The organism is Diaphorobacter sp. HDW4A (assembly GCF_011305995.1).
GTDB lineage: Bacteria > Pseudomonadota > Gammaproteobacteria > Burkholderiales > Burkholderiaceae_C > Diaphorobacter_A.
In genome coordinates this window covers 67,376-88,987 of record NZ_CP049911.1, presented here as the reverse complement: position 1 = coordinate 88,987, position 21,612 = coordinate 67,376, and the positions used below count along the sequence as shown (strand labels likewise).

Genomic DNA, 21,612 nt, shown 5'->3' with positions numbered 1-21,612 from the left:
ACGGCGTGGTCCCTAGGCCTCACGAGTAGTTCTCAGGCGACCAGCACGCGAAAGCTGTACCTCCAGCCGTCATCTCACGCTGATCAAGCTGAGCGCCAATAAACCGAGACAACGCCTCCAAAGCGGTTCCCGCCTCCAGCTTCGCGGAGTTCAACGTTCGCTGCATGCACTCAGTCGCGTGGAGCGTGAGCCTGTCGATCAACTCTTCTCTGGTGCGCGAGTGCCGGTAGAGCGTCGCCTTGCTCACGCCCACGGCAACGGCCAACTCATGCAGCGTGGCACGCGGCTTGTCGATCAGTGCCAAGGCGAGTGCAGCCAGCAGCTTTTCATCTTCGGTATGGGCAACGGCTGGTGCCGAACCGCCGCCGGTGTCAGTCGATGCATGGGAACTCATGAGTCGCGTTAGGCATTTTTGCTCAGAGATTCTTGCGTCTTGCAAACAGGCGTGATTTTAACCTGCATCGATTCAGGTGAATCATTTTTGATTCACCTGTACCGCTAGGATTGCGACCAGATCGTCAAGCTCGGCCCTATGACGCCCCCCAAAAAAGCCACCACTGAGACCAACGGCCCGGCTCACTCACGGAGCAACCAATGCACATGCTTTTCACTTCCTCGCGGCATGTCCGCCAACAACTGTCTGTGCCGCTTGTTGCAGCCATCGTCATCTCCACCCTCTGCCTCGCAGCATGCACCGGCCAAACTGGGGCAGAGCGCGACGCACCGCAGGCCATGCCAGTCAGCGTCGCACCTGCTGTCCAGCGAAATGTCATCGACACCGAAATGTTCAGCGGTCGCATCGAAGCAGCTGAATTCGTGGAGATCCGTCCGAGGGTTGCGGGCTCGATTGACACCGTGCACTTCAGGGACGGGGCCATCGTTGCCAAAGGACAGCTGCTCTACACCATCGACAAGCGCCCATTTGAAGCTGAGGTTCACCGTGCAAGCGCACAACTGGCTGCCGCTCGAACTCGCAGCGAGCTTGCCAGCTCTGAGCTGACGAGGGCGGAAACGTTGCTCAGGAGCAAAGCGATTTCAAAGCAAGAGGTCGATCAGCTCGCAGCTGGAGCAAGAACAAGTGCTGCTGACCTGGAGGCAGCGGAAGCAGCCTTGAGACTCGCACGTCTCAACCTCTCCTACACGTCCGTGTTCTCGCCCATTTCGGGTCGGATATCCAGGTCGGCCATCACGGCTGGGAACTTGGTCAACGACCAAGCTGTCCTCACCACGATCGCATCCAACAGCATCGTTTACTCCTACTTTGACATCAGCGAGCAGACATTTCTGCGCATCCGATCCCTCAAAGGGAAGGCGCCCGTCGTTCGCATGGGCCTCGCTAACGAAGAGGGATTCCCGCACACAGGCACGCTCGACTTTGTCGACAACCGAATCAACACTCAGACTGGGTCGATCCGCGTGAGAGCCAGCTTTGACAACCGACAAGGTCGCTTCGTACCGGGTTTGTCAGCTCGCATCTCGATGGAGACCAGCGCCCCATACACCGCCACCTTGGTGCCCGAGAGAGCCATCGGCACTGATCAAGACCGCAAGGTCGTGACAGTGGTCGGCAAAGACGGTCTGCCTCAACTCCGTGTGGTGCGCCAAGGCACGCTGAAGAATGGAATGCGTGTCGTCCTGGGAGACACCGTCAAGCCTGGAGAGAGTGTGGTGGTCGAGGGCCTTCAACGAATCATGCCCGGCGTACCCGTGAAGCCTGAGGTACTGAAGGTGGATGAATCGGGCCTGCCGATCTCCTCACCCGCAGGCAGGGGAATGACTCCTTCGCGGTCATCTTCCGAGCCAGCCCAAGCGCCTGAGGCGACCAACTGAAGCGGGGCCATCACATGAATATTTCCGGCTTCTTCATCGATCGGCCGCGCTTTGCTGCGGTGCTGTCGATCTTCATTTTTCTGGTTGGTGCGCTGGCAATCTTCAAGTTGCCGCTTTCGGAGTACCCAGAGGTATCGCCGCCACAGATCGTGGTTCGCGCGCAGTTCCCCGGCGCGAACCCCCGTGTCATCAGCGAGACGGTGGCAACCCCACTCGAGGAGCAGATCAGCGGCATCGAGAACCTGCTCTACTTTGATTCCCAGGCGACCGCAGACGGGAGCATGACTCTCACGGTGACATTCAAGATCGGCACCAACCCTCAGGTTGCCGAGACAGCAGTACAAAACCGCATCAATCGAGCGCTTCCACGCCTGCCAGACATCGTGCGCCAAATTGGCGTGACGACAGAAAAAAGCAGCCCGAACCTGACCATGGTGGTGAACCTGGTCAGTCCTGATGACAGTCGTGATGCGCTTTACTTGCGAAACTTTGCACAGCTCAACCTGCGGGATGATTTGCTTCGCATTCCGGGCATGGGCTCCGTACAGATGTTCGGCGCGGGTGACTATGCAATGCGGATTTGGCTTGATCCCGCCAAGCTTGCGACCAAAGGTCTGACCACTTCAGACGTGGTGGCGGCCATTCGCGAGCAAAACGCGCAAGTCGCTGCGGGTACTGTGGGCGCACCGCCCGCTCCAGCCGGCACGGAGTACCAACTCGCGGTCAACACGCAAGGCCGGTTGACCTCCGAAGAAGAGTTCGCCGACATCATCGTCAGGGCTGATCGGGGCACAGGGGGACTTGTTCGGATTCGAGACATTGGGCGTGTCGAGTTGTCGGCCGGCAGCTTTGCGCTGCGGAGTTTGCTCAACAACAAGGAAGCAGCTGCAATCGCCGTCTTCCAAGCTCCGGGCTCTAACGCGCTTGCCCTTTCCAGCGATGTCAGAAAGGCCATGGAGCGACTCAGCAAGGGCTTTCCTCCAGGCGTGAGCTACAGCATTGTTTACGACCCAACGCGCTTTGTGCAGACGTCCATCGAAAAGGTGGTGGTGACTCTGCTGGAGGCCATTGCGCTGGTGGTGATCGTGGTGATCGTGTTCCTACAGACGTGGCGCGCTTCGATCATCCCCCTTCTGGCGGTTCCTGTGTCAGTGGTCGGCACGTTCGCCTTCCTGTTGCTGCTTGGCTATTCCATCAACACGCTGACACTGTTCGGCCTGGTGCTGGCGATTGGCATCGTCGTGGACGACGCCATCGTTGTGGTGGAGAACGTCGAACGAAACATCGAGGCGGGCCTCACCCCCAGAGACGCAACGATCAAAGCCATGCGAGAGGTGTCGGGGCCCATCATCGCCATTGCACTGGTCCTGTGCGCGGTGTTCGTTCCGCTGGCGTTCGTGCCAGGGCTGACTGGACAGTTCTACAAACAGTTCGCAGTCACGATCGCGATCAGCACGGTGATTTCGGCTTTCAATTCTCTGACGCTGAGTCCCGCCCTGTCTGCACTGCTTCTGCGACCACATGACGCACCGAAAGATCGACTCACGCGCGCCATTGATCGAGTCCTTGGCGGGTTCTTCAGCTGGTTCAATCGGGTGTTTGGCCGAGCAAGCACACGCTATGGACATCAAGTTGGCGGATTAGTGAGGCGGAAGTCAGCTGCACTCATTGTTTACGCGCTGCTGCTCGGAGCAACCGCCCTGCTGTTTGCGCGGCTACCTGGAGGCTTCGTTCCAGCGCCGGACAAGCAGTACCTGGTTGGCATCGTGCAACTGCCATCTGGTGCATCGATTGAACGCACCGAGGCTGTGATTCGGCAGATGAGCGACGTGGCCCGAAAGGTTCCAGGCATCGTTGACAGCATAGCTTTTCCAGGCCTGTCGATTGCGGGGTTCACTGCTGCGCCGAACGAAGGTGTTGTGTTTTTTGGCCTGGCTCCGTTCGAGGAGCGAACCACACGTGAGCTCAGCAAATACGGCATCCTCGGTCAGGTCAATGGCGCCATCCAGTCCATACAAGGGGCTCGGATGTTCGTCGTACCACCGCCAGCCGTTGATGGCTTGGGTAACGCTGGCGGCTTCAAGCTGCAAGTTCAGGATCGCGGCGGGCTTGGCGAGCAGGCGCTTTACGGCGCGGTGTGGGGCACCCTGGGGCAGGTGTACGGCAACCCCAAATCCAGCATCGTCACGCCCTACTCTGGGTATGAGATCAACGTGCCGCAACTCTTCGCCGACATTGATCGAACCAAAGCGAAACAAATGGGCATCGCACTGGGTGACATCTACGACACCATGCAGGTGAACCTCGGGTCGCTCTACGTGAATGACTTCAGCAAGTTCGGAAAGACTTACCAAGTGGTGGTTCAGGCGGATGCACAGTATCGAGGAGATGCGTCGGCCATCACGGCACTCAAAACACGCAACTCAGCTGGTGAGATGGTCCCACTTGGAGCCATCATGGACGTTGAGCCGACGTTCGGCCCCACACGCGTGACGAGGTACAACGGCTTCCCGTCCGCTGACATCAACGGTGCCCCAAACGTCGGGTTTTCGTCCAGCCAGGCCGAGGCAGAAATCGAGTCTCTGCTGCAGCGAACTCTTCCCAAAGGCATGACCTATGAATGGACAGAACTCGCATACCAAGATCGCCTGACTCGGGACCTGACCATTCCAGGCACCTCAATCAAGCTGCCGGTGCTTGCTGTTGTTTTGGCCATTTCCGTTTTGCTTGTCGTTTTGGTCCTCACCGCACAGTATGAGAGCTGGAGCCTGCCGCTTGTCATTGTGCTCATCGTCCCAATGGGCATCTTCTCGGCGATTTTCGGCGTCTGGCTTTCCAGCTTCCCACCGTTCTTCCAGTCAGGTGACTTGAACATATTCACCCAAATCGCCCTCGTGGTCCTGGTTGGTCTAGCGTGCAAGAACGCCATCCTGATTGTCGAGTTCGCCAAAGAGTTGGAGGACAGCGGAGAAGAGCTCTTTGACGCCATCGTGAAGGCATGCAGCCTGCGTTTGCGACCCATTCTGATGACATCGATCGCTTTCTGTGCTGGGGTGATTCCATTGATCTTGGGGAGTGGTGCCGGCAGCGAGATGCGACAAGCGATGGGCATTGCCGTCTTCTCCGGCATGCTGGGCGTCACTGCCTTTGGCATCTTCTTGACCCCTGTCTTCTATGTCCTGCTGCGATCGCGCCAAGCCAGTCGAGCAAAGCCCACCTCGCACACGCCAGATCTGAACGTGCAAGGAGGCATCCATGATTAAGACGATGACACCCATGAGGCTATCCGTGCTCAGCATGAGCCTGGCGCTCGCGGCATGCACCAGCATCGGCCCAGATCATCAGAGCCCCAATCCAGTGATGGACTCCAGTTTCATACAACCGGGTAGCCCCTCCTCCAACAACCGTGAGGTGTCTGCTGACATCGCAAGGTTTTGGCGGGGGTTCAACGATCAACAACTCACAGCCCTGGTTGAGCGGGCACTGTCTGCAAATGGGGACGTGCGAGTTGCACAAGCGCGCCTTCAGGAGGCACGCGCCGGGTTGGGAGAGGCTGAAGCCTCCGGCTTACCTGACGCTGGCATCAACGCGAGCGCAGAGCGCTCAGTGCAACCCCTCACACAACGGCCTGGCACCAGTCGCAGCGAACGCACGGGGAACGTGTTTGACGCCGGGTTCATTGCGAATTGGGAGATTGACTTGTTTGGCGGGCTACGTAGAACTCGCGAAGCAGCTGCCGCCAGGGTAGATGCCAGCCAAGTTGGCATCGCAGCAGCACAAACCTCGGTCGCAGCAGAGGTTGCCCGCTACTACTTTGACTTGCGTGGACTTCAGCAGCGCCTTCAGTTGTCGCGTGTGGCTCTTGAGAAGCAACGCGAAGCGCTGCTGATCACCGAGGCGCGCGCCAACCATGGTCGCGCCAGCGAGCTTGATTTGGCGAGGGCCAGAGGACTTGTTGCCAGTACCGAGTCAGCGTTGCCCGCGCTTGACAACAGCATCGACAGGGTGGTGCTACGTCTGGCAACGCTGACTGCCCAGCCGGCACGCGACCTGATGCGTGACTTGGGTGAGCCAGCGCCCTTGCCGGGCTTGCCAGTTACCGCCTTGAGCGCGCTGCCCGTGGGAACCCCGCAGGCTTGGCTGAAGCGCAGACCAGATTTGATTGCCGCTGAGCGCGAACTGGCAGCAGCAACGGCAGACATAGGTGTGGCGCAGGCCGCGCTGTACCCGCGGTTATCTCTATCTGGCCTGCTGGGCTTCAACGCAGCCGATGTTGGCGACATGCTGGACTCGGCTTCCAGACGCTGGTCTCTTGGGGCCAACATCAAGTGGACGCCCTTTGATGGTGGCGCACTGCGTGCCAGAGTCCGCGGAGCAGAAGCCAGAGCTCAGCAAAGTCTCATTCGTTTCGACCAAGCGCTGGCCATCGCGCTTGAGGAGACCGAGGGTGCATTCAGCAGCTTCACACGTGAGTCGCTCCGCGCCGCGAGGCTGGAAGAGGCGTCACGACAAGCAAAGATCGCATCCACCCTCGCCCTTTTGCGCTACGAAGCGGGGTCATCAGATTTCCTGGCAGTCCTGGATGCAGAGCGCGAGTCGCTGCAGCAACAAGATGCATACCTTCAAGCTCAGGTGTCCACAGCCAGCGCTCTGGTATCGGTCTACCGAAGTCTCGGCGGAGGTTGGGAAGCACAAGGTCAAATAGACGGCATTACCTTGTCGCGTACATCAACTGCGGCTGATCCGACTGGGCACTGAGCGCAATACCCACCTCAGCAAACAAGCCGATCGTCCCAAATGGATAGTAGGTCGGGCCTATACACTGGCACAGGGGTGGGCTTTCACGCTTTAGATTTGAAGTGAACGAGTTCCACCGACACAAGCAAAGCGCCGGTTGCACAATGTTGCTACACACTGACGATGATTTAGACCAGTAGAGACTAGCTAGCCTCCATGTCCACCAAGTGCTCTATCGCCCACGGCACGGGCTTCCATCTATACAACGAAGTCTTCGACGAAAAGCATGTGTTCCTGCAACTGGACAAAGCCGACTTCGAGGTCACGCCTGATCGAGTGATGGTCAAGCTTCCCCTGCATGTCTGGGAATACATTCGCTCCTTCCCTGGGGCAGACTTATCGTACGCAGATGTCAGCGACGAGCAGATCCATCAGGAAGCGGTCCATGCTGTCGATTCGCGTTTGGCCGAGGCGGCTGAGGCGAGCTCGGATCGGCAGCGAAACTTGATTGCACTTGGCGGCTCGTTTGTCATGGGAGACATTGCTCTGCCTCGCAACGAGCAGATCGCCAACTACGTGGCACACCATCAGCGTCAAAGAGCGCAACAGCGAGAGGTGCTGGCTCAAGTCGAGTCGCTGAAGAACCAGCAAAGGTGACACCCTCACGCCCTGGCCACTGGCACCTCGCACCAATCCGTCGTGTACCTGGGGGTCCGCCTGACTTGCTTCATGCCCCAGGTGTCGACACCTTGATCCATGCCAGAGCTGCCCAGCAGCAACGTGCGCTTTCCGAAGCGCCCATTGACGTGGTCCAACGCCTCCATCAAACGCGAGCGATCGCGCTGATCCGGAGATGGCTCTTCCCACAGCAACTCCCACTGCACCAGGTCGTTGGGCACCAGGTCAAGCAGCATGACCCCGGCCTTGGCCAGCTGGTAGCCCGGCAGGTAGATCGACCTCAAGCCCTTCAACGCCGCTGAGGTCAGCTCAGAGGTGTCGGCTGAAGGCCGAACCAATGGCACCACCACGCTTTTGGAGAACCTGGGGCCTTCTCTGAACGGTGAGGTCCTGGCAAACACCAGCACCTGCCCTGCCCTGTGACGCTGGCGTCGCAGCTTCTCGGCCGCTCGGGTGGTGAACTCGCTGATGGCTTCTTGGAGGTGCGACAGCTCGGTGACAGCCCTGCCAAAGCTGCGCGTGCAAGCGATCTGCTGCTTGGGTTGCGGCAGGTCTGCCAGCTCCAGACAGGGCTCCCCTCTCAACTCCCGCCAAGTGCGCTCCAACACCACGCCCCAGTTGCCCCGCACCACCTCACACGGCAAGGCCACGAAGTCATGTGCGCTGCGCACCCCCATGGCCTGCAAGCGCTGAGAGATCTGCCGACCGATGCCCCAGATCTCGCCCACCTCGGTCGCCTGCAGCACCTCGCTCAAACGCTGGCTGCTCAGCGCCGACAGGTCGCAAACGGTGGCCAGGTCTGCCGGGTAGCTGCCTGGCTTGCGCTCAGCGGTTTTGGCGATGTGGTTGGCCAGCTTGGCCAGGGTCTTGGTGGGGGCGATGCCGATCCCGCACGGTATGCCGATCCACTGGTGGATGCGCGCCCGGATCTTCCAGGCCCGCTCCACCAGATCACCACGCACACCGTGCAAGCCGATGAAGCTTTACGTCGATGCTGTAGATCTCTTGGGTGGGACCCAGCCCTGCGGCCAGGCTCATCATGCGGTCGCTCATGTCTCCGTAGAGCGTGAAGTTGGCCGACAAGGCGACCAGCCCGGCCTGCTCCTCCAGGTGGCGGATCTTGAACCACGGCTCGCCCATCTTGATGCCGAGCGCCTTGGCCTCGTTGCTGCGCGCAATCGCGCAACCATCGTTTGAAGACAGCACAATCACTGGACGGCCGTTCAAACTGGGGCGGAACACGCGTTCACAGCTGACATAAAAGTTCGATGCGTCAATCAAGGCAAGCATGTGATTACCTTGAGGCGATCGTCGGAGTCGCGAAGGACACGACCTTGCCGTTGCCTGTTTCTTCGTAAACGGCAAGCTTGCTCAAAAGGGTAAAGTTGATAGAGGCCAGCTTCGCAGCGTCAAGTCGCAAACGTTCAACTTCGGCGCGCAGTTCGCGGTTGCGTTCTCGCTCCTTGACCAAGGCTTCATGCTTCGCGTCCCGCTGCAATCGTGTGGATTTCCCAACGACACCACGGATTCTCTCGGCGATGTCGGGGTAGGTGTTGTGGATCAGCGCAGGGGTGACCTCCGCCGCTTTGGCGACCGCAGAGATGCTGACCTTGTCGCCCGAATTTTGGAGCTGATCAATGGCCTCTCTGAGGCGCTTTTCCGTATGCTGGCGGCTTCTGGTAGCGGCCGATCCGTTTGGTACAGATGGACTCATATTTGGCTGCTTTCAATGGGTTGGATTTCGGCGATCACACCATTCACCGCGACGCCAAAGTCTGCAATCACCTTGGCAGAAAGCGCAAGATCCCGGCGAATGCGTGCGTTGGCGACTGGCCCCAAGTCGTCGAGCTCCAGCATTTCCCGATGCTGCTCATGGATGCCTTGCCACACGGCGATGTGCTCTTCGTCGATGACCGAGTTCCTGCAATCCACACATCGAGTGCTTTCATAGAGACCGGCGCCGCCGCAACCTGAGTCCTGCGCAATGCACCAACCATGCCCTGTCGCGCGAATGTTGATCTGCATGGCCGTGTTGTCCACAAGTCGCTCTCGGTCAGGAACTGCGCTTGCCCTCATTTCGAGGATTTTCCGGCCTGCGCCGCCGCTCAGGTGCTGATCTGGACTGCTCCAGGTCTCCAACAGATCTCTCTTGATGTCGAAATACTCAGTCAGCATGTCTTCGTAAAGGGCCGGGTCCTGAGCCGGGTTCGCGGCATAGAGCTGGGACATACTGATGCTCGAATGCTTGAACTGCCATTTGAGAAACACCAGCGCTTGGCGTCCCATCCTAGATTCCACAAAGGTTCTGGCGTAGGTGCGACGACATTGGTGTGGACTGAGTTTCCAATCCTGCCCGGCCTTGACGGCCAGACGCAGCATGGCCACGCGTGATGCCACACCGCTCAATGCGGTAATCTGGTTGTTTTTGCCGTAGATCACCCCCAAGAAGACCCGCTGCACATCCCCTCTGGCTTGATTGAGCCGCTTGACGAACTCTCTGCGTCCTGAGGCATCGCCCATCTGGGCTATAGAAGCCTCAAGCGCGTCAATCTCGTCCTTGAGGGCGACGCGCAGCGGTTCAGAGTAGCGTTCCAGAACTTCGACAACTTTGAGCGTCATCGATGGCACCAAGTATTCAACACGGCCTTTTCCGGTTTTGTGCTCAACCGAGGTTACCCAGCAATATTCAACCTCGTCACGCAACTCGCGCCGACCGGCACCCACCTCAATGCCGATCACTTCATCATTGCGCATGCCAGATGTGATGGAGAGTAGATAGAGGCAAGCATCGCGCAAGTCGCGCATGGGCTCGGTAGATGGCCCAAGCGTGCCTGCATCGCGCTGACTAAACAAATTCTCCGCTTGGTTGAATATGCGTTCGCAATGAATAAACAACGCACTTTGCACCTCTCGCGGAATCACTGGCGTCTTGCCAACGCCCAATCCCGCGGATGATCTGACCTCATGGCCCATCAGACCACAGTAGGCAGCGAAAGACATGTCGCCCCATGGATATTTACCGGGAGGCTCATGCAAGTGATCCCGAAAGACCCACGCCAAGTCGACAATTTCAAGTCTGGATTTGACCCCGCGTGGCCGAAGTCTTTCGTCCTTGCACAGTTGACGGAAGGTCGCTAGGTGCAATGGCTTGATCTCGTTGAAGGACTTAACTCCATGCTGTGTCAGCCAGCGAAGAAACGGACCGGCATTCACTGCTGCAATAAAAATGGTTCTGGCAATTGCAGCCTTGTAGCCAGGCCGCCCAAATTTGAACCACTCAAAAAGTGCGGCTTTTGTATCCTTGAGAAGTGATGGCGGCACGTCCACGGGCCAGACGATTGTCTTCATGGACTCTGGAATGTTGGACTGCTCGAAGTAAGGGGTCAAATCCCATCTCGCATCGTCAAAACGACTGAGTACATGCTTGTGCCCATGGTCATCGATCACCTCGCTGACCACCGTATAGGTTAGGTCGGGCGGTCTGACATTGTGCGGTGCGGCGCGGATGGCCAAGTTATCCACCATGGACTCTCCCGTTCGCAAGCGTGACGGCCCTCATACGCGCCGCCCAGAATGGATGTGGCTTCGTGATGGCCAAAGACTTTGCTTCCTCAACAACAGAGCGGGCGAACTTCGCAGCGGTGAATCGATCGATCAGCGCCATCAATTCACTTTTGTGGTTGCGCCAAGGCTCCATGTCAGGTCCGACCATGTAGTCAATTTCAGATTGAAGAAACAGTTGGAAACTGAACAAGCGGTGCAAGTCCTTGACGCTCCCTACCACTACATAGGTCGGACAGGTCAGGCATTCGGTAAACCGATCGCAGTGGTCAATGCCATTTTTTGGCGCGTTCTTTCCATCCAGGGAACTTGCGCACTTCCCCACGGGCGTGTTCTGAACGGTCTTTCTGATGGACACCGGCATGCTGGACTGCACAGCTCCTTTGCCACGAAAAATCTCCGGCAAGGCCAGCCCAACAAAGCGCGCTGCATCAACCTTCATGTCTTCGGTCAGGCTAAGGTAGTGTTGATCCGCCACATCAGGGGAATGGCCGATGGCCGCTGCTACTGCAATCAAATCGCCATCGCTGAGTTTCCAAAGCTTGGCAGCCATGGTCTTGCGCAGGCGAGTCGGGGTTGGCGCCAATGGCTTTCCGTCGTCGCCTAGCAACCCATGCCGTAAGACAAATTTCCTGATCCCAACTTTCAAGCTGTTTTCGGACAGCGCCAACAACTCCCCATGGACTTTTCGTGATTGGGATCGATACAGCCATATCCGGTCTCGGATTTTGGGTGGAGCTTCTGCGCATAGGTGTTCCGTCCTGGCGATCACCCCTCGCAACACGGCAACGCCGTCCATGGGCACAACGGTTGTGCCCAGGTTGTCATCAGATTGACGCATAGGGTTTGCTTGTTGGCCTTTTCCACGCCGCTTGAAGGTCCGCATCACCATCATGTTGGGAATGAATGGATTTGGAGTCAGACAATCCCGCGTGGCTTCGAGCAAAGGTGTGGTGTTGATTCCTGTGCGCAACGCGATCACCAGAAATGACACGGCCAGCGCTTCGGAGTCGGGACCTCTGAATTCATTGCGATGGATCGCGATCAGGTCCCTTTTCAAGGCTTCTGCCAAGCGAAGGATTTCCGCATTCGACAACGCCTTGGCGCTAAGGCGATTTGCCGCCTTATTGCTGAAGGCCTTGACCGGAAACAACCTCTCGGCATCAATCGGACCCAGCCCAAGATTGCAAATGGCAATTAGCATTGGCTTGACATGGGCGTAATTCGTGTGAGCGCTCGTTCTGGAGGGATACCTGCGATTGAGCCAAGCAACAAAGCCATTTATGTGCTCCGGCCGCATGTGTTTGGGGTCGGCAGGTCCTTTCGAGGCAATCAAAAATTCAAGCCATCTGGGCCAGCCGGAACCCGCATAGTTGATGATTGTTTTCGGTGCAACCGTTCCAGAATCAGCAACCGATCGCAAAGCTGCAAGACCAGCCCGCACCCATGCGTCAAAGCCTCTGCCCATATAGCCCTTGTAATCCACCCTCCTGCGGGAAGTTGCATCGACCTCCAGCTCGAACGCGGGACCGTCTGTGAAGAAGGTCTCTGATTGCCCCGTTGGTAGTTGCGAGTTGCCGGAGTGAGTTGACGACACGCGGTAGGACTTTGGTTTTCTCATGCAGCATTCCCATCGCCAAAGATGCCATCGACAAAGTCCTCGTGTGCCAGCACAAGCTGCGCTTCCAACTGATTGATCAGGTGCAGATATTCGGCTGTGGTCTGAACGTCCGAGTGGCCCAAGCGATCGCGCACATACAGAAGAGGCTCACCCATGAATGAGGGGCTCTTACGAAGCGCGGCCAGGGTATAAGTGGCATAGGTATGGCGCAACATGTGGGCCGTGACTGGGAATCCCACTCTTTTGGAGAGCTCGCCGAACAGTCCCACGACACTGGTCCTTGCCATTTCAGATCCGTATGCCGTCAATACCAACGCGCCGGGATCACCCCCACCACGGCTTTTCCTAAGCTCACGTTCCAGATTTTTATAGGCGTTTAGTTCCTCCATCAGCCGCCATGGAAGATCCACCGAGCGAGGGCGCTCAAATTTGATCGACAAATCTTGCGGGTTCAAATCCATGCGTATCACCTGTCCCTCAACAAGACCTTTTCGTCCTGCAGGGTCGAAAACGTATTTCGCTGGGAATGTACGCGCCTCGCATGACCGCAGACCTGATTGCAGCATCAGCTCAAAGAGGAGTCGATGGCTTGGGTTGTGCAGGTGTTGGCGGCAAACCTGAACCTGATGATTGGTCAAGAACTTGATGGGCGAGCGGTATTCACGAAGCAATACCGATGCGCGCTCAACCGTTGTCCCACCTGTTTTCACATGCGCAAGCATTCCGTGTTTGCCATGCGCTCGGATCTGTCGATCGGAGAAGGGCAAACTGGCGATGTATCCCCTCTGGCTCGCCCATTCATAGAAGCGAACAACCAGGGAGAGTCGTTTATTGATGGTTCTCGGCGCAAGTTTCAGTTCACCGGCAGACCAAGCTCGGTAGCGACTCAGTGGCGACGCGCCAATTGGCGCATTAGTTTGATCCCACGCCAACCCATTGGCGTTCAGGAAAGCAAAGTAGTCGTAGAGGCGTCTACCAACTGCTTCCCAGGTCAACTTGCTGCGCATCGAACCGCTCTCAAGCAATGCGTGCAAGAGAAAGTTCTGGGCTGGCTGCAATGGCATGCACTCGTCGTCAATCAGCAGAGGAAAGCCTTCTACCGGCCTGCCACCAATTTCCAGATCACGAGTCGAAAAGAGCAACTTCATCGATTGCGTTCCGCAAGCAAGCGGGCCACCTTCTTGAAGCTAATGCCACAAAAGTACAGGGCCAAATCCAGCGCGCCTACGCCACCGCAGTTGGCTCGGTCATCCCAAAATTTTGGCCCGGTGCAAAGAATCTCGAGGTCGTTGCCAGCCACAGAGGCTTGCCAACGGGACGACCGCGTGTTGAACCGTGGCACATAAGACAGATCTTCCTTCGCATGGTCAGCCAGTGACCTCAGCTCCATGGCTGCATCAAGCGACCGCCAACGGGCCAATTCAGAGTTATCAACAGGCATCTTCCTCCCCCAGCTCCCACCTGCTACTCGTCTCAAAGTGACGATGAATCCGAAGTCAGGAAGGAAGGAATACATGGCTGAATAGTACTAACACTTGGGTCAAGTCAGATCAGCTCACATAGAAGTTGTTCCCATCCACCAGCGCATACATGCTGGCCTCCATCCATCAGGTCACGTCGGAAAAAGCTTCACGCATCCACTCACCACACCCCACACCACAATGGTCTGGCCGTCGCGGGGAATGATGTCGGGGTAGGTAGGATTGGCCGCGCGCAGCTTGATGCGCCCCGCGCGCTGATGCAGGTACTTCACGGTGCATTCACCGTCCACGATGGCCACCACGATGCAGCCGTGTTTGGGCTTGATGGCCCGATCTACCACGATGATGCTGCCGTCATCAATACCCGCATCGCGCATAGAGTCGCCCCGCACTCGCCAAAAGTACGTGGCTTGAGGGTGCTTCACCAGCAACTGCATGATGTCCAGCCGCTCGACCGCAAAGTCATCTGCAGGCGATGGAAACCCCGCGCGCACGCTCACCCCACAGATGGGCAAGGCCAGCGCCTGCACGGCCGAGTCATACGGCACTGGCAGAGGAGAATTCAAAAAACTGTACATATTTACAGTATATCCAGCTCCTGCCAGAATGTTGCCATGTGTACCTACTACGAGGTCCCGGGCCGAGAGCAGCTGGTGATGCACTTCGCTGACGTGCCCGAGCAAGAGTGGCGCGACAAGATGAGCCCGCTGTACCGTGGGCCCTTCCTACGGGCCAAGGGCGAGGCAGAGCGCAAGCTGGTGGTGGGTCAGTGGGGCATGATCCCGCCGAACTCCAAGACACACATCCCCACCGGCAAGGACGGAAAACGACTGAGCACCGTGAACGCCCGGCGCGAAGGTATGGCCAAGTCATGGACATACGGTGGTCCGTGGCGCAAGGGCCAACGCTGCATCATCCCCGCGCAGCTGTACGTCGAACCCTACTGGGGCACCGGCAAACACATCCCCTGGCAGTTCGAGCGCGCCGATGGCGAGCCCTGGGGGTTGGCAGGTCTATGGAGTGAATGGACCGACCCCGCCACGGGCGAAGTGGTGGCCAGCTACACCATGATCACGCAGAACTGCGACGACGTGCCAGTGCTCAACCTGATGCACCGGCCTGATCACAAGCGCCCGCCCGACATGCAGGACAAGCGGACAGTGGTCCCGCTTGAAAAGATGGATTGGGATACATGGCTGCATGGCACGGTTGAGCAGGCAGAGGCCCTCATCAAGCTACCAGCACTGGCGCTGTTTGTGCATCGAGCGAAAGATCCCGCGCAGCAGGTAGAGCTACCTGTTTTGGTTCAGTGAGTGGACCAAGCCTGGCCGTGTAATACGCGCGCCAGCACATCAACCCGACTTTGCCTCCCACTCGTTTGATCAACGATGTGAGCTGCCTCATTGCTTCTTGTTCTGCTCCTCTGCCAAATGAATCTGTGGTGTTGTGGTGATTTCTATAGATTCCATTTACCCATCAATATGCATACTCATGATGTAGAAATGGACGGTAGGTGAATGTCACTTTGGATGCAAGGCATCTCAAAGAGTGACTGCCGTCAGATCATGCCCAGGTTGCTTCCAGCGCGGCTTCCCCGTACCCTCGGGTTAATCTCTCGGGAGTCCAATCGTGCCCATCAGTCAACAGCGTGACCTTCGCTCCGCCAAGCGCCCGAAGGCGTCGTACACCACGGCCATTACACGAGGCAATACGGTCCACATCCCCCCAACGCTCTCTGGATTCAGAGTGGGTCAGTGGGTCTTCTTTGGCGCGCGCGATGGTGAGATCCTGATCCAGCCCAAGCCCGTCACAGTCATTGGAGGGAGACTCCTTTCCAGTCGTGTGCGCAATGCTGTGCTATCGCACGCCATATGGGGTCCCAGAAAACGCGTTCAGTGATTCTTGGCATGCAGCTGCGGCGCTTTACCGACCCACAACTGGCAGCAGGCTTGCCACATAGCCAACAACCTTTGTAGCCAATGTTGCTTCTGTCGCAGGCACAGCGTAAGCGGGCAATGTGCCCTGTGCATCTGACTGGTTGAGTCTTCGGGCGCGTCCGGAATACGCACGATTCAGCAGGGACCTCCCCGGCGTTTTTTGTACCAGCTTTCGACTTGAGCCTGCAGCACAATCCCCGGATGACCAATCTCTACACCCCGATGTCGTTGGCCCTGCAGGCGCACTGGAAGGCGCACAACAACGCCTACCCGCAGAAATTTGTACTGACAGATTCAGCACTGACGACGCTGAACCAGGTACGTAAGTTGGTGAATGAATCCATCGCCAGTCCACTGCAATCAGGCTGGGAGCGGGAGTTCATGGGTGTTCCGTTAGAAATCGGCCCCGCAAACGCCATGGTGGGTCTGGACGGTACTGAAACGCCTCTTTAAAAAAGAAAGAAGGCAGGAGGATGGTCGGCGTCTTCTCCACGAGAAGCGCTAACGCGGGCGCGACAGGATGGCCAGCGCTTCATGGCAACGCTGCAACTTCTCCCCGAGCTCCCGCTGAACTTCCCCGTCCGACAACCCCGTCGTCCCCTCGCAGGCGATGAGGTTCTCCCGGCAAGCCTCAGGCCACCCTTCAAGGTCATCATCCAGCGCAAGCCACTGCCGAGGCTTTCTGCGCATGGCATCTTCGAGCACCTGCTCGCCCCGTGGCATACCCCGGAACATCGCCAGATTCCAAGGGTCTGCGCCGTGCACCCGCTTGTGATATGTCCCACCAATGAAGCGAGAGCGCAAGGAAAGAGGGAGTCGTTTGAGGGTTGCGCTGTAACCTGGCCGGATGCACCAGGTGCTGCTGAGCACCAGCGCTACGCTGGGGTAAGGATCCAAGGCAGCTTCCAGGATCGGCACCCACTCGAACAAGCTGCGCCCTGGAGCTTCGTACGGACTCATGTAGATCCCTTTGTGGGGATGCCACAGTACCTGCTCGTGATGCACCACTCCATCAAGGTCCAGGTACAGCACCACGTCCGCGCTGCGCGGAGTGGACATGGGCAAGAAGGGGGAGGCTCCGGTACGCAAAGCGTTCACCGCCCTTGCAGAGCTTCCATGCTCTGCAGGTAAGCCAGGACAGCGTTCAATCCACCTTCGCTTTGCATGAGCAATGCAGGCGTTCCCACAAGGCCTGTGTTGTGTGAGCAAACCCACTGCTTGGAGGCTTGTTCATCCCCGTCCACATTGGCAGTCAACGCCGGGTAGATCTTGATCAGGGTGAGAGCACGCTGCCCGCTGGGAGTGTCGCCTTGAAGCTCTGCCAACCCGTGCTCCATCGCTGAGACCGTGCTTTGGTCCAGGCCCAAGGCACGGGCGAGTTTTGCATGGGAGAGCCCGAGAAGTGCACCGGCTCGCAGTGCACTGTGGGTCAAGACTTGGTTACTGGTCATGCGCATCGACTCTCATCTTTTCCCCCATGCGGGCCAGTGTATCAAGGGGTTTCTGCATCCAGGTGGTGTTCAAATCACCGGCCTTTTTGCTGCACCAGATTCTGTGACTATTTCTGCCCGTCGCCCCGCACTTGTTCTCGCGTTGGCGCTCTTTGTTACCCTGCCCGCCCTGGCCCGTGGTTACTTCAATGACCTGGCGCCGCTGATCGTTCCCCACCCTACGAGCTTTGCCGAGTGCCGGCAGTTTTTTGTGGAGGGACGACCTCCTGTGGTGGCACCTCGCCCTGCTCTGCGTGAGCTTTGCTATGAAGCGTTTGCCGTGCTGCACAGTGGGGAGACCAAGACGCCGGTCTATGTGGCGCAGCGCCTGAATCGCAAGAGCATTGAAGACGCGGATGAACGACGGGCCGACAAGTTCTTCGCGGATGCACGCCTTCCAGCAGCGGAGCGTGCAGAGTTGGAGGATTACAAGCGTTCGGGGTATTCACGCGGACACATGGCACCCGCAGGAGACATGCCCACCCCCACGGCCATGGCGCAGAGTTTTTCTTTGGCGAACATGGTTCCCCAGAACGCGCAGCAAAACGGTGGCTCTTGGGCCAAGATTGAGCAGGACACGCGCAAGTACGCACTGCGCGCCAAGGGGGATGTGTATGTGATCACCGGGCCGGTGTTTGAGCCCAAAGCCCCAACGATTGGGGAAGGCCGAGTGCAGGTTCCGCGTTATCTCTTCAAGCTGGTGTACGACGCCACCACGGGCCGCAGCTGGGCGCATTGGCAAGAGAACCGGAAGGGGGAACGGGTCTCGGCCCCCATCAGCTACCGGGAGTTGGTGCGGCGCACGGGGGTGGAGTTTTTGCCGGGGGTTGGTAAGTAGCAGTACCGAGCCTCTGCCACGGGCGTTGTCAGGGGTGGCGGCGGTCAGTTTTTCTCATCCGCTGCAAATCTCTTTCGAGTTTTTGGTGCCAACGACTGGCCAATGGACCAATGAACGCCACAAACAGAACAAGTCCGGCCGAAATCAGCGAGAGCGTGAGGTAGGTGTGGCCGTTCATGATTCATTCCTGCGTTGCACCAGTCTAGCTGTTTGACCGGTGAAGGTCACGCCATCCCACGCTGGTGCATGTGGATTACCCCGGGGTCGCTGATCGCACTATGTGACTCGGGGAGCGTGAAGGAGGAGACAATTCTCCTGCCCGCTTTTTAGAGGCCATCCCCTGTGGAGTCTGCATGCCCATCCTGTTCCTGGACTTTGACGGAGTTTTGCATCCAGAGCACTGCCATGAATCCAAGCATTTCTGTTGTCTGCCCGTGCTGGAAGACGCACTGCGACAGGCACCGGAGTGGCAGGTGGTGATTAGCAGCACCTGGCGGCTGCAAAAGTCGCTAGACCAACTGCGCAGCCGGTTTTCTGCAGACATCGCTGAGCGAGTGGTGGGGGAAACGCCCCGATTCAACACCTTGGTCGATGTACCTTCCAGCCTTGTCGCCTACGAGCGGGAGGCCGAGTGCCAGGCATGGCTGAGAAGCAACGACGTGCCGTACCTGCCGTGGATGGCATTGGATGACCGTTCCTGGTTGTTTCGGCCGTTTTGCAAGTCGCTGTTCTTGTCGGATCGGAAGACAGGGTTAACCGCTGCAGCAGGTGAGCAGCTCAAGGTGAGAATGCACCAACTGCGCTGAAGTGCGGAGCGGCTCCTCACTTTAGGGGGGCGTTCCGCGGTAGCGCTATAAACACTGCCTCTTCCTCTATCTACTGAAAACACATGAACCGCGCAGAACTCGTTGAATTCCTGGCATCCAAGAACGACCTGACCAAAGCCGCAGCTGCAGCGGTGCTGGAGTCTTTCATTGAAACGGTCCAAACCGCCGTCAAGAAGGGGGATGCCGTCCAACTCGTGGGCTTTGGTACCTTCAAGTCTGCCAAGCGTGCTGCTCGCACCGGCAAGAACCCGTCAACTGGAGCAGCCCTGAAGATTCCGGCGTCCACCGTGCCCAAGTTTGTGCCCGGTGCCAAATTCAAGGCGGTGGTGGATCCCAAGGCAGCCAAACGCAAGGCGGAGAAAGCAGGCAAATAAGCTACGGGTTTCAAGCCCCTCGATATTGTTCGCAGCCGCCTCTGGCTATTGGCCTTAGGCGGCTTTGTTTTGCGCGCTTGGTGTTTAAAACGCAAACTCCTGAAGTACCCCGGTCTCTAAAAAACCAGCGCGTGGATCTGGACGCAAGAGTGGTGAGCCCTTACCCGAGTGCCATGAATGCAAGGAATACATTTCTTGAATACCTGACTGGTCAGCAGCCGTGACTCTACCAATCGACAGGTACCGATTTCTGGAGGTCAGTATCTGCAACCGTCTCATGCTGAAGGCGGCTCTGCAGCGATTGCTGTCGTTGGCACTGAATTGCCGAATAGGTGCTGTCGGCAAGGAGCAGGCTGTGGTGGCAGCTGAAAGCGGACGCTCAAACGTTGGAGGTAAGCGGACTGGCGCGGCTCGCCGCGACAGGTCCGCCTGACCTAAGAGTTAGGGTACATGTTTCGCAAACAGCTCATTGAACCTCTCACAATCTTCTGACTGGCAACCGTAGACGGTAGTGTCTGGAGCAGAACATAAGGCGTTGAGATTGTCCCGCAAGAATTGGCAGTTTTTGAAACTGCAATTGATGATGCGGCACCCAGCAAATGAAGTTCCACAAAACGTACCGCACATGGAGCACTGTAGGGAGCTTGCAGCCAGCGTTCCGCAAGATCAAAATGCAGCATGGCCAAGCCCCGCGAAGCAGCACCCCCACAAGAGCTGATTGACCTTGTGAAGCAGATCGTTGAGGAGTCAGGGCGCCCTGACGGATTCAACGCCAAGGCCTGGCTGCAAGGGTGGCTCAATGCGCCACTGCCCGCATTCGGAAATCGCTGCCCAGGGGATCTACTGCAAGAGCCTGGAGGGCTGGCCTTGATCCAGTCCACCCTGCTGCAAATCCAAAGTGGCAGCTACGCCTAATCATTCCAGTCAGATCTAGCCCCGTCGCCGCACTGAATCGCAATCTCTCACCAACCTAGCCTTAATCTCACGATGCGTGTCGCTCCTCATAGGAACGACGCCTTGTTGAAAAGTACTGAGAATATTTGCAAGATCAATGAGAACCTACAGCTCAGCTGCACAACACCATGAGCGGGGATTTCAGGGAGGGGGCGGTTGTGGTCTCTCTCAGGCTCGACGCCGTGGCCCCACATAGCCAGCACCTGGTACTGCCAGTCCCAGATGCCCAAAATGGTTAAAAAGCCAGCTAGAGCCGGTTTCTTGGGTCACAGCCCGTGCTTGATCGGCATCGCCGTCTTGGGCACGAAGAACATCAGAAGCGCCATCAGCAGCAGGCTGGGCAAGAACACCATCCCGCCAATGGCCAGCTTGTAGCGCGTGTTCAACGGGCCCGCGATGGCATTGATCTGCTCTGAGTTGGCTGTCACGCAGTGATTGTTGGAGAAATCCTTTTGAGGTACGAACTTCACATCCAAAGGGCCCTTGTAGCCCGAGCGAGTTCCGTCGAGCATGTTTTTAAGCGCGACGCTGCAGACATCATCGAGCAGTGAGTCTGGCTTCAATGCATAACGCTTGAGATTCAGCACGGCTGGCAATGTTGCATCCATGCAATTGAACTTCTTCTCGCAGTCATCAAACATTCGAACGTAGGGTGTGCCTGCCTTGAACAGGCTGCCAAACCTGCGCTCGAAATCATCGGCACCACGCTGCTTGAAGTCTGGTGAGGGCGCTGCAACGTGCCCATACGCAGTCACCTCCATGGGTGAGAAGCTGTATTTGTCCTTGACCCCATAGAGAGAGTTGTCCCGAATTTTCCCGCCAATGGTGGTGTTCAGAGCGAAGAAAAGCACTGCTGCTGCCATGAGGATGAGCGCGAAGCGCACTGCGTTCTCGGTCTTGGCTTTCGCGAGGGCTTTGTCGTACTCGGAACGCATGTCCTCAACGTGCCCCACAGGGACGTAGTTCTTGAAGAAATCGTCATGCTCTTGCTGGCGCTTTTTGGCCTGATCCAGTTTGAACGCAGCAGTGGTGTCGTTGTCCGAGGAATTTACGCCGGACGTCATCAATTCGCCTGCGTTGTGATAGTTGCCGTGAACGATGCGGCCGGAGGGGTCGTTGTTGTAGGACATAGCGGGGGAGGTTAAATGTGTGGGGCTCTGTGCCTTGCTGTGGGCCCCATGCTGACACATGCTCGCCCCGATGTCAGCGACGGAATTCCCACGCGTGTGTTGAAAACCGCAACTACTTCACACTCCAAAGGTCATCTGTTTGCCCCACGGGGCC

Annotated in this window: 20 protein-coding genes and 1 pseudogene; 10 read left to right on the top strand and 11 right to left on the bottom strand. The window is 57.7% G+C overall.

The genetic code is table 11. The annotated features are described in order from the left end of the window. Window positions 1–19: 19 nt before the first annotated feature. Window positions 20–394, bottom strand: a complete 375-nt coding sequence (locus G7047_RS31420; RefSeq protein ID WP_166312377.1) for a TetR/AcrR family transcriptional regulator — start codon at window positions 392–394, stop codon at window positions 20–22. 206 nt (window positions 395–600) lie between these two features. Between G7047_RS31420 and G7047_RS29850 the strand changes: the two genes are divergently transcribed. The 4 genes from G7047_RS29850 to G7047_RS29835 all read left to right on the top strand — a co-directional run bounded on the left by G7047_RS29850 (window position 601) and on the right by G7047_RS29835 (window position 7,224). Further along, a complete protein-coding gene (locus tag G7047_RS29850; RefSeq protein WP_166312376.1) occupies window positions 601–1,830 on the top strand; it encodes an efflux RND transporter periplasmic adaptor subunit in 1,230 nt (409 codons plus the stop codon). A 14-nt stretch (window positions 1,831–1,844) separates the two neighbouring features. Next, window positions 1,845–5,093 carry an efflux RND transporter permease subunit gene (locus G7047_RS29845; protein ID WP_166312375.1) on the top strand — a complete coding sequence of 1,083 codons (3,249 nt, stop codon included), beginning with the start codon at window positions 1,845–1,847 and terminating at the stop codon, window positions 5,091–5,093. Continuing rightward, window positions 5,086–6,588, top strand: a complete 1,503-nt coding sequence (locus tag G7047_RS29840; RefSeq protein WP_240939626.1) for an efflux transporter outer membrane subunit — start codon at window positions 5,086–5,088, stop codon at window positions 6,586–6,588. Before G7047_RS29845 ends, G7047_RS29840 begins: the two co-directional genes overlap by 8 nt. A 195-nt stretch (window positions 6,589–6,783) precedes the next feature. Next, window positions 6,784–7,224 carry a hypothetical protein gene (locus tag G7047_RS29835; RefSeq protein WP_166312374.1) on the top strand — a complete coding sequence of 147 codons (441 nt, stop codon included), beginning with the start codon at window positions 6,784–6,786 and terminating at the stop codon, window positions 7,222–7,224. A gap of 5 nt (window positions 7,225–7,229) precedes the next feature. Here the strand turns inward: G7047_RS29835 and G7047_RS29830 are convergent. From G7047_RS29830 to G7047_RS29805, 6 genes and pseudogenes are all read right to left on the bottom strand, one after another. Next, window positions 7,230–8,535 (bottom strand): annotated as a pseudogene (locus G7047_RS29830) (Y-family DNA polymerase). Window positions 8,536–8,539: 4 nt separating this feature from the next. Continuing rightward, window positions 8,540–8,959 (bottom strand): TetR family transcriptional regulator, encoded by a 420-nt coding sequence (locus tag G7047_RS29825; protein WP_240939625.1) that lies wholly within the window; start codon window positions 8,957–8,959, stop codon window positions 8,540–8,542. After that, window positions 8,956–10,770, bottom strand: coding sequence for a tyrosine-type recombinase/integrase (locus G7047_RS29820; RefSeq protein ID WP_166312373.1), 1,815 nt, complete (start codon window positions 10,768–10,770; stop codon window positions 8,956–8,958). Before G7047_RS29820 ends, G7047_RS29825 begins: the two co-directional genes overlap by 4 nt. Continuing rightward, on the bottom strand, window positions 10,760–12,427 hold the full coding sequence (locus G7047_RS29815; protein WP_166312372.1) for a hypothetical protein: 1,668 nt from the start codon (window positions 12,425–12,427) through the stop codon (window positions 10,760–10,762). Before G7047_RS29815 ends, G7047_RS29820 begins: the two co-directional genes overlap by 11 nt. Then, a complete protein-coding gene (locus G7047_RS29810; RefSeq protein ID WP_166312371.1) occupies window positions 12,424–13,575 on the bottom strand; it encodes a site-specific integrase in 1,152 nt (383 codons plus the stop codon). The genes G7047_RS29815 and G7047_RS29810 overlap by 4 nt, the downstream gene beginning before the upstream one ends. 464 nt (window positions 13,576–14,039) lie before the next feature. After that, complete coding sequence (locus G7047_RS29805; protein ID WP_166312370.1) at window positions 14,040–14,486, bottom strand: LexA family transcriptional regulator; 447 nt, start codon at window positions 14,484–14,486, stop codon at window positions 14,040–14,042. Between the two features lie 36 nt (window positions 14,487–14,522). Between G7047_RS29805 and G7047_RS29800 the strand changes: the two genes are divergently transcribed. Together G7047_RS29800 and G7047_RS29795 are read left to right on the top strand one after the other, a co-directional pair. After that, entirely contained in the window at window positions 14,523–15,221 is a 699-nt protein-coding gene (locus G7047_RS29800; RefSeq protein ID WP_166312369.1) for an SOS response-associated peptidase, read from the top strand. 825 nt (window positions 15,222–16,046) lie between these two features. After that, the gene (locus G7047_RS29795) at window positions 16,047–16,298 is read left to right on the top strand and encodes a hypothetical protein (protein WP_166312368.1); all 252 of its coding nucleotides are present in this window, start codon (window positions 16,047–16,049) and stop codon (window positions 16,296–16,298) included. 48 nt (window positions 16,299–16,346) lie between these two features. Here G7047_RS29795 and G7047_RS29790 read toward each other — a convergent pair whose 3' ends face one another. Both G7047_RS29790 and G7047_RS29785 read right to left on the bottom strand, forming a co-directional pair. Continuing rightward, the gene (locus G7047_RS29790; RefSeq protein WP_166312472.1) at window positions 16,347–16,904 is read right to left on the bottom strand and encodes an HAD domain-containing protein; all 558 of its coding nucleotides are present in this window, start codon (window positions 16,902–16,904) and stop codon (window positions 16,347–16,349) included. A 35-nt stretch (window positions 16,905–16,939) separates the two neighbouring features. Beyond that, window positions 16,940–17,296, bottom strand: coding sequence for an antitoxin Xre/MbcA/ParS toxin-binding domain-containing protein (locus G7047_RS29785; protein WP_166312367.1), 357 nt, complete (start codon window positions 17,294–17,296; stop codon window positions 16,940–16,942). On the opposite strand from G7047_RS29785, the gene G7047_RS29780 reads away from it, so the two are divergent. Then, on the top strand, window positions 17,295–18,173 hold the full coding sequence (locus G7047_RS29780; RefSeq protein ID WP_166312366.1) for a DNA/RNA non-specific endonuclease: 879 nt from the start codon (window positions 17,295–17,297) through the stop codon (window positions 18,171–18,173). The two genes, G7047_RS29785 and G7047_RS29780, sit on opposite strands and share 2 nt — an antisense overlap. Before the next feature lie 28 nt (window positions 18,174–18,201). Here G7047_RS29780 and G7047_RS29775 read toward each other — a convergent pair whose 3' ends face one another. After that, entirely contained in the window at window positions 18,202–18,351 is a 150-nt protein-coding gene (locus G7047_RS29775) for a hypothetical protein (RefSeq protein WP_166312365.1), read from the bottom strand. 175 nt (window positions 18,352–18,526) lie between these two features. Between G7047_RS29775 and G7047_RS29770 the strand changes: the two genes are divergently transcribed. From G7047_RS29770 to G7047_RS29760, 3 genes are all read left to right on the top strand, one after another. Then, window positions 18,527–18,979, top strand: a complete 453-nt coding sequence (locus G7047_RS29770) for an HAD domain-containing protein (RefSeq protein ID WP_166312364.1) — start codon at window positions 18,527–18,529, stop codon at window positions 18,977–18,979. An 83-nt stretch (window positions 18,980–19,062) separates the two neighbouring features. Further along, window positions 19,063–19,374 carry an HU family DNA-binding protein gene (locus G7047_RS29765; protein ID WP_166312363.1) on the top strand — a complete coding sequence of 104 codons (312 nt, stop codon included), beginning with the start codon at window positions 19,063–19,065 and terminating at the stop codon, window positions 19,372–19,374. Between the two features lie 678 nt (window positions 19,375–20,052). Then, window positions 20,053–20,289, top strand: a complete 237-nt coding sequence (locus tag G7047_RS29760) for an MbcA/ParS/Xre antitoxin family protein (RefSeq protein ID WP_166312362.1) — start codon at window positions 20,053–20,055, stop codon at window positions 20,287–20,289. A 305-nt stretch (window positions 20,290–20,594) separates the two neighbouring features. Here G7047_RS29760 and G7047_RS29755 read toward each other — a convergent pair whose 3' ends face one another. After that, window positions 20,595–21,458, bottom strand: a complete 864-nt coding sequence (locus tag G7047_RS29755; protein ID WP_166312361.1) for a hypothetical protein — start codon at window positions 21,456–21,458, stop codon at window positions 20,595–20,597. Window positions 21,459–21,612: the final 154 nt, after the last annotated feature.

Excerpts from the sequence above, each read along its gene's own strand:
- G7047_RS29850 (WP_166312376.1), top strand. The coding sequence starts at position 601 with ATGCTTTTCACTTCCTCGCGGCATGTCCGCCAACAACTGTCTGTGCCG.
- G7047_RS29825 (WP_240939625.1), bottom strand. The coding sequence starts at position 8,959 with ATGAGTCCATCTGTACCAAACGGATCGGCCGCTACCAGAAGCCGCCAG.
- G7047_RS29800 (WP_166312369.1), top strand. The coding sequence starts at position 14,523 with ATGTGTACCTACTACGAGGTCCCGGGCCGAGAGCAGCTGGTGATGCAC.
- G7047_RS29755 (WP_166312361.1), bottom strand. The coding sequence starts at position 21,458 with ATGTCCTACAACAACGACCCCTCCGGCCGCATCGTTCACGGCAACTAT.
- G7047_RS29765 (WP_166312363.1), top strand. The coding sequence starts at position 19,063 with ATGAACCGCGCAGAACTCGTTGAATTCCTGGCATCCAAGAACGACCTG.
- G7047_RS29775 (WP_166312365.1), bottom strand. The coding sequence starts at position 18,351 with ATGAACGGCCACACCTACCTCACGCTCTCGCTGATTTCGGCCGGACTT.
- G7047_RS29795 (WP_166312368.1), top strand. The coding sequence starts at position 16,047 with ATGACCAATCTCTACACCCCGATGTCGTTGGCCCTGCAGGCGCACTGG.
- G7047_RS29770 (WP_166312364.1), top strand. The coding sequence starts at position 18,527 with ATGCCCATCCTGTTCCTGGACTTTGACGGAGTTTTGCATCCAGAGCAC.
- G7047_RS29780 (WP_166312366.1), top strand. The coding sequence starts at position 17,295 with ATGCGCATCGACTCTCATCTTTTCCCCCATGCGGGCCAGTGTATCAAG.
- G7047_RS29810 (WP_166312371.1), bottom strand. The coding sequence starts at position 13,575 with ATGAAGTTGCTCTTTTCGACTCGTGATCTGGAAATTGGTGGCAGGCCG.
- G7047_RS29820 (WP_166312373.1), bottom strand. The coding sequence starts at position 10,770 with ATGGTGGATAACTTGGCCATCCGCGCCGCACCGCACAATGTCAGACCG.
- G7047_RS29835 (WP_166312374.1), top strand. The coding sequence starts at position 6,784 with ATGTCCACCAAGTGCTCTATCGCCCACGGCACGGGCTTCCATCTATAC.
- G7047_RS29845 (WP_166312375.1), top strand. The coding sequence starts at position 1,845 with ATGAATATTTCCGGCTTCTTCATCGATCGGCCGCGCTTTGCTGCGGTG.
- G7047_RS29760 (WP_166312362.1), top strand. The coding sequence starts at position 20,053 with ATGGCCAAGCCCCGCGAAGCAGCACCCCCACAAGAGCTGATTGACCTT.
- G7047_RS29815 (WP_166312372.1), bottom strand. The coding sequence starts at position 12,427 with ATGAGAAAACCAAAGTCCTACCGCGTGTCGTCAACTCACTCCGGCAAC.
- G7047_RS29840 (WP_240939626.1), top strand. The coding sequence starts at position 5,086 with ATGATTAAGACGATGACACCCATGAGGCTATCCGTGCTCAGCATGAGC.
- G7047_RS31420 (WP_166312377.1), bottom strand. The coding sequence starts at position 394 with ATGAGTTCCCATGCATCGACTGACACCGGCGGCGGTTCGGCACCAGCC.
- G7047_RS29790 (WP_166312472.1), bottom strand. The coding sequence starts at position 16,904 with ATGTCCACTCCGCGCAGCGCGGACGTGGTGCTGTACCTGGACCTTGAT.
- G7047_RS29785 (WP_166312367.1), bottom strand. The coding sequence starts at position 17,296 with ATGACCAGTAACCAAGTCTTGACCCACAGTGCACTGCGAGCCGGTGCA.
- G7047_RS29805 (WP_166312370.1), bottom strand. The coding sequence starts at position 14,486 with ATGTACAGTTTTTTGAATTCTCCTCTGCCAGTGCCGTATGACTCGGCC.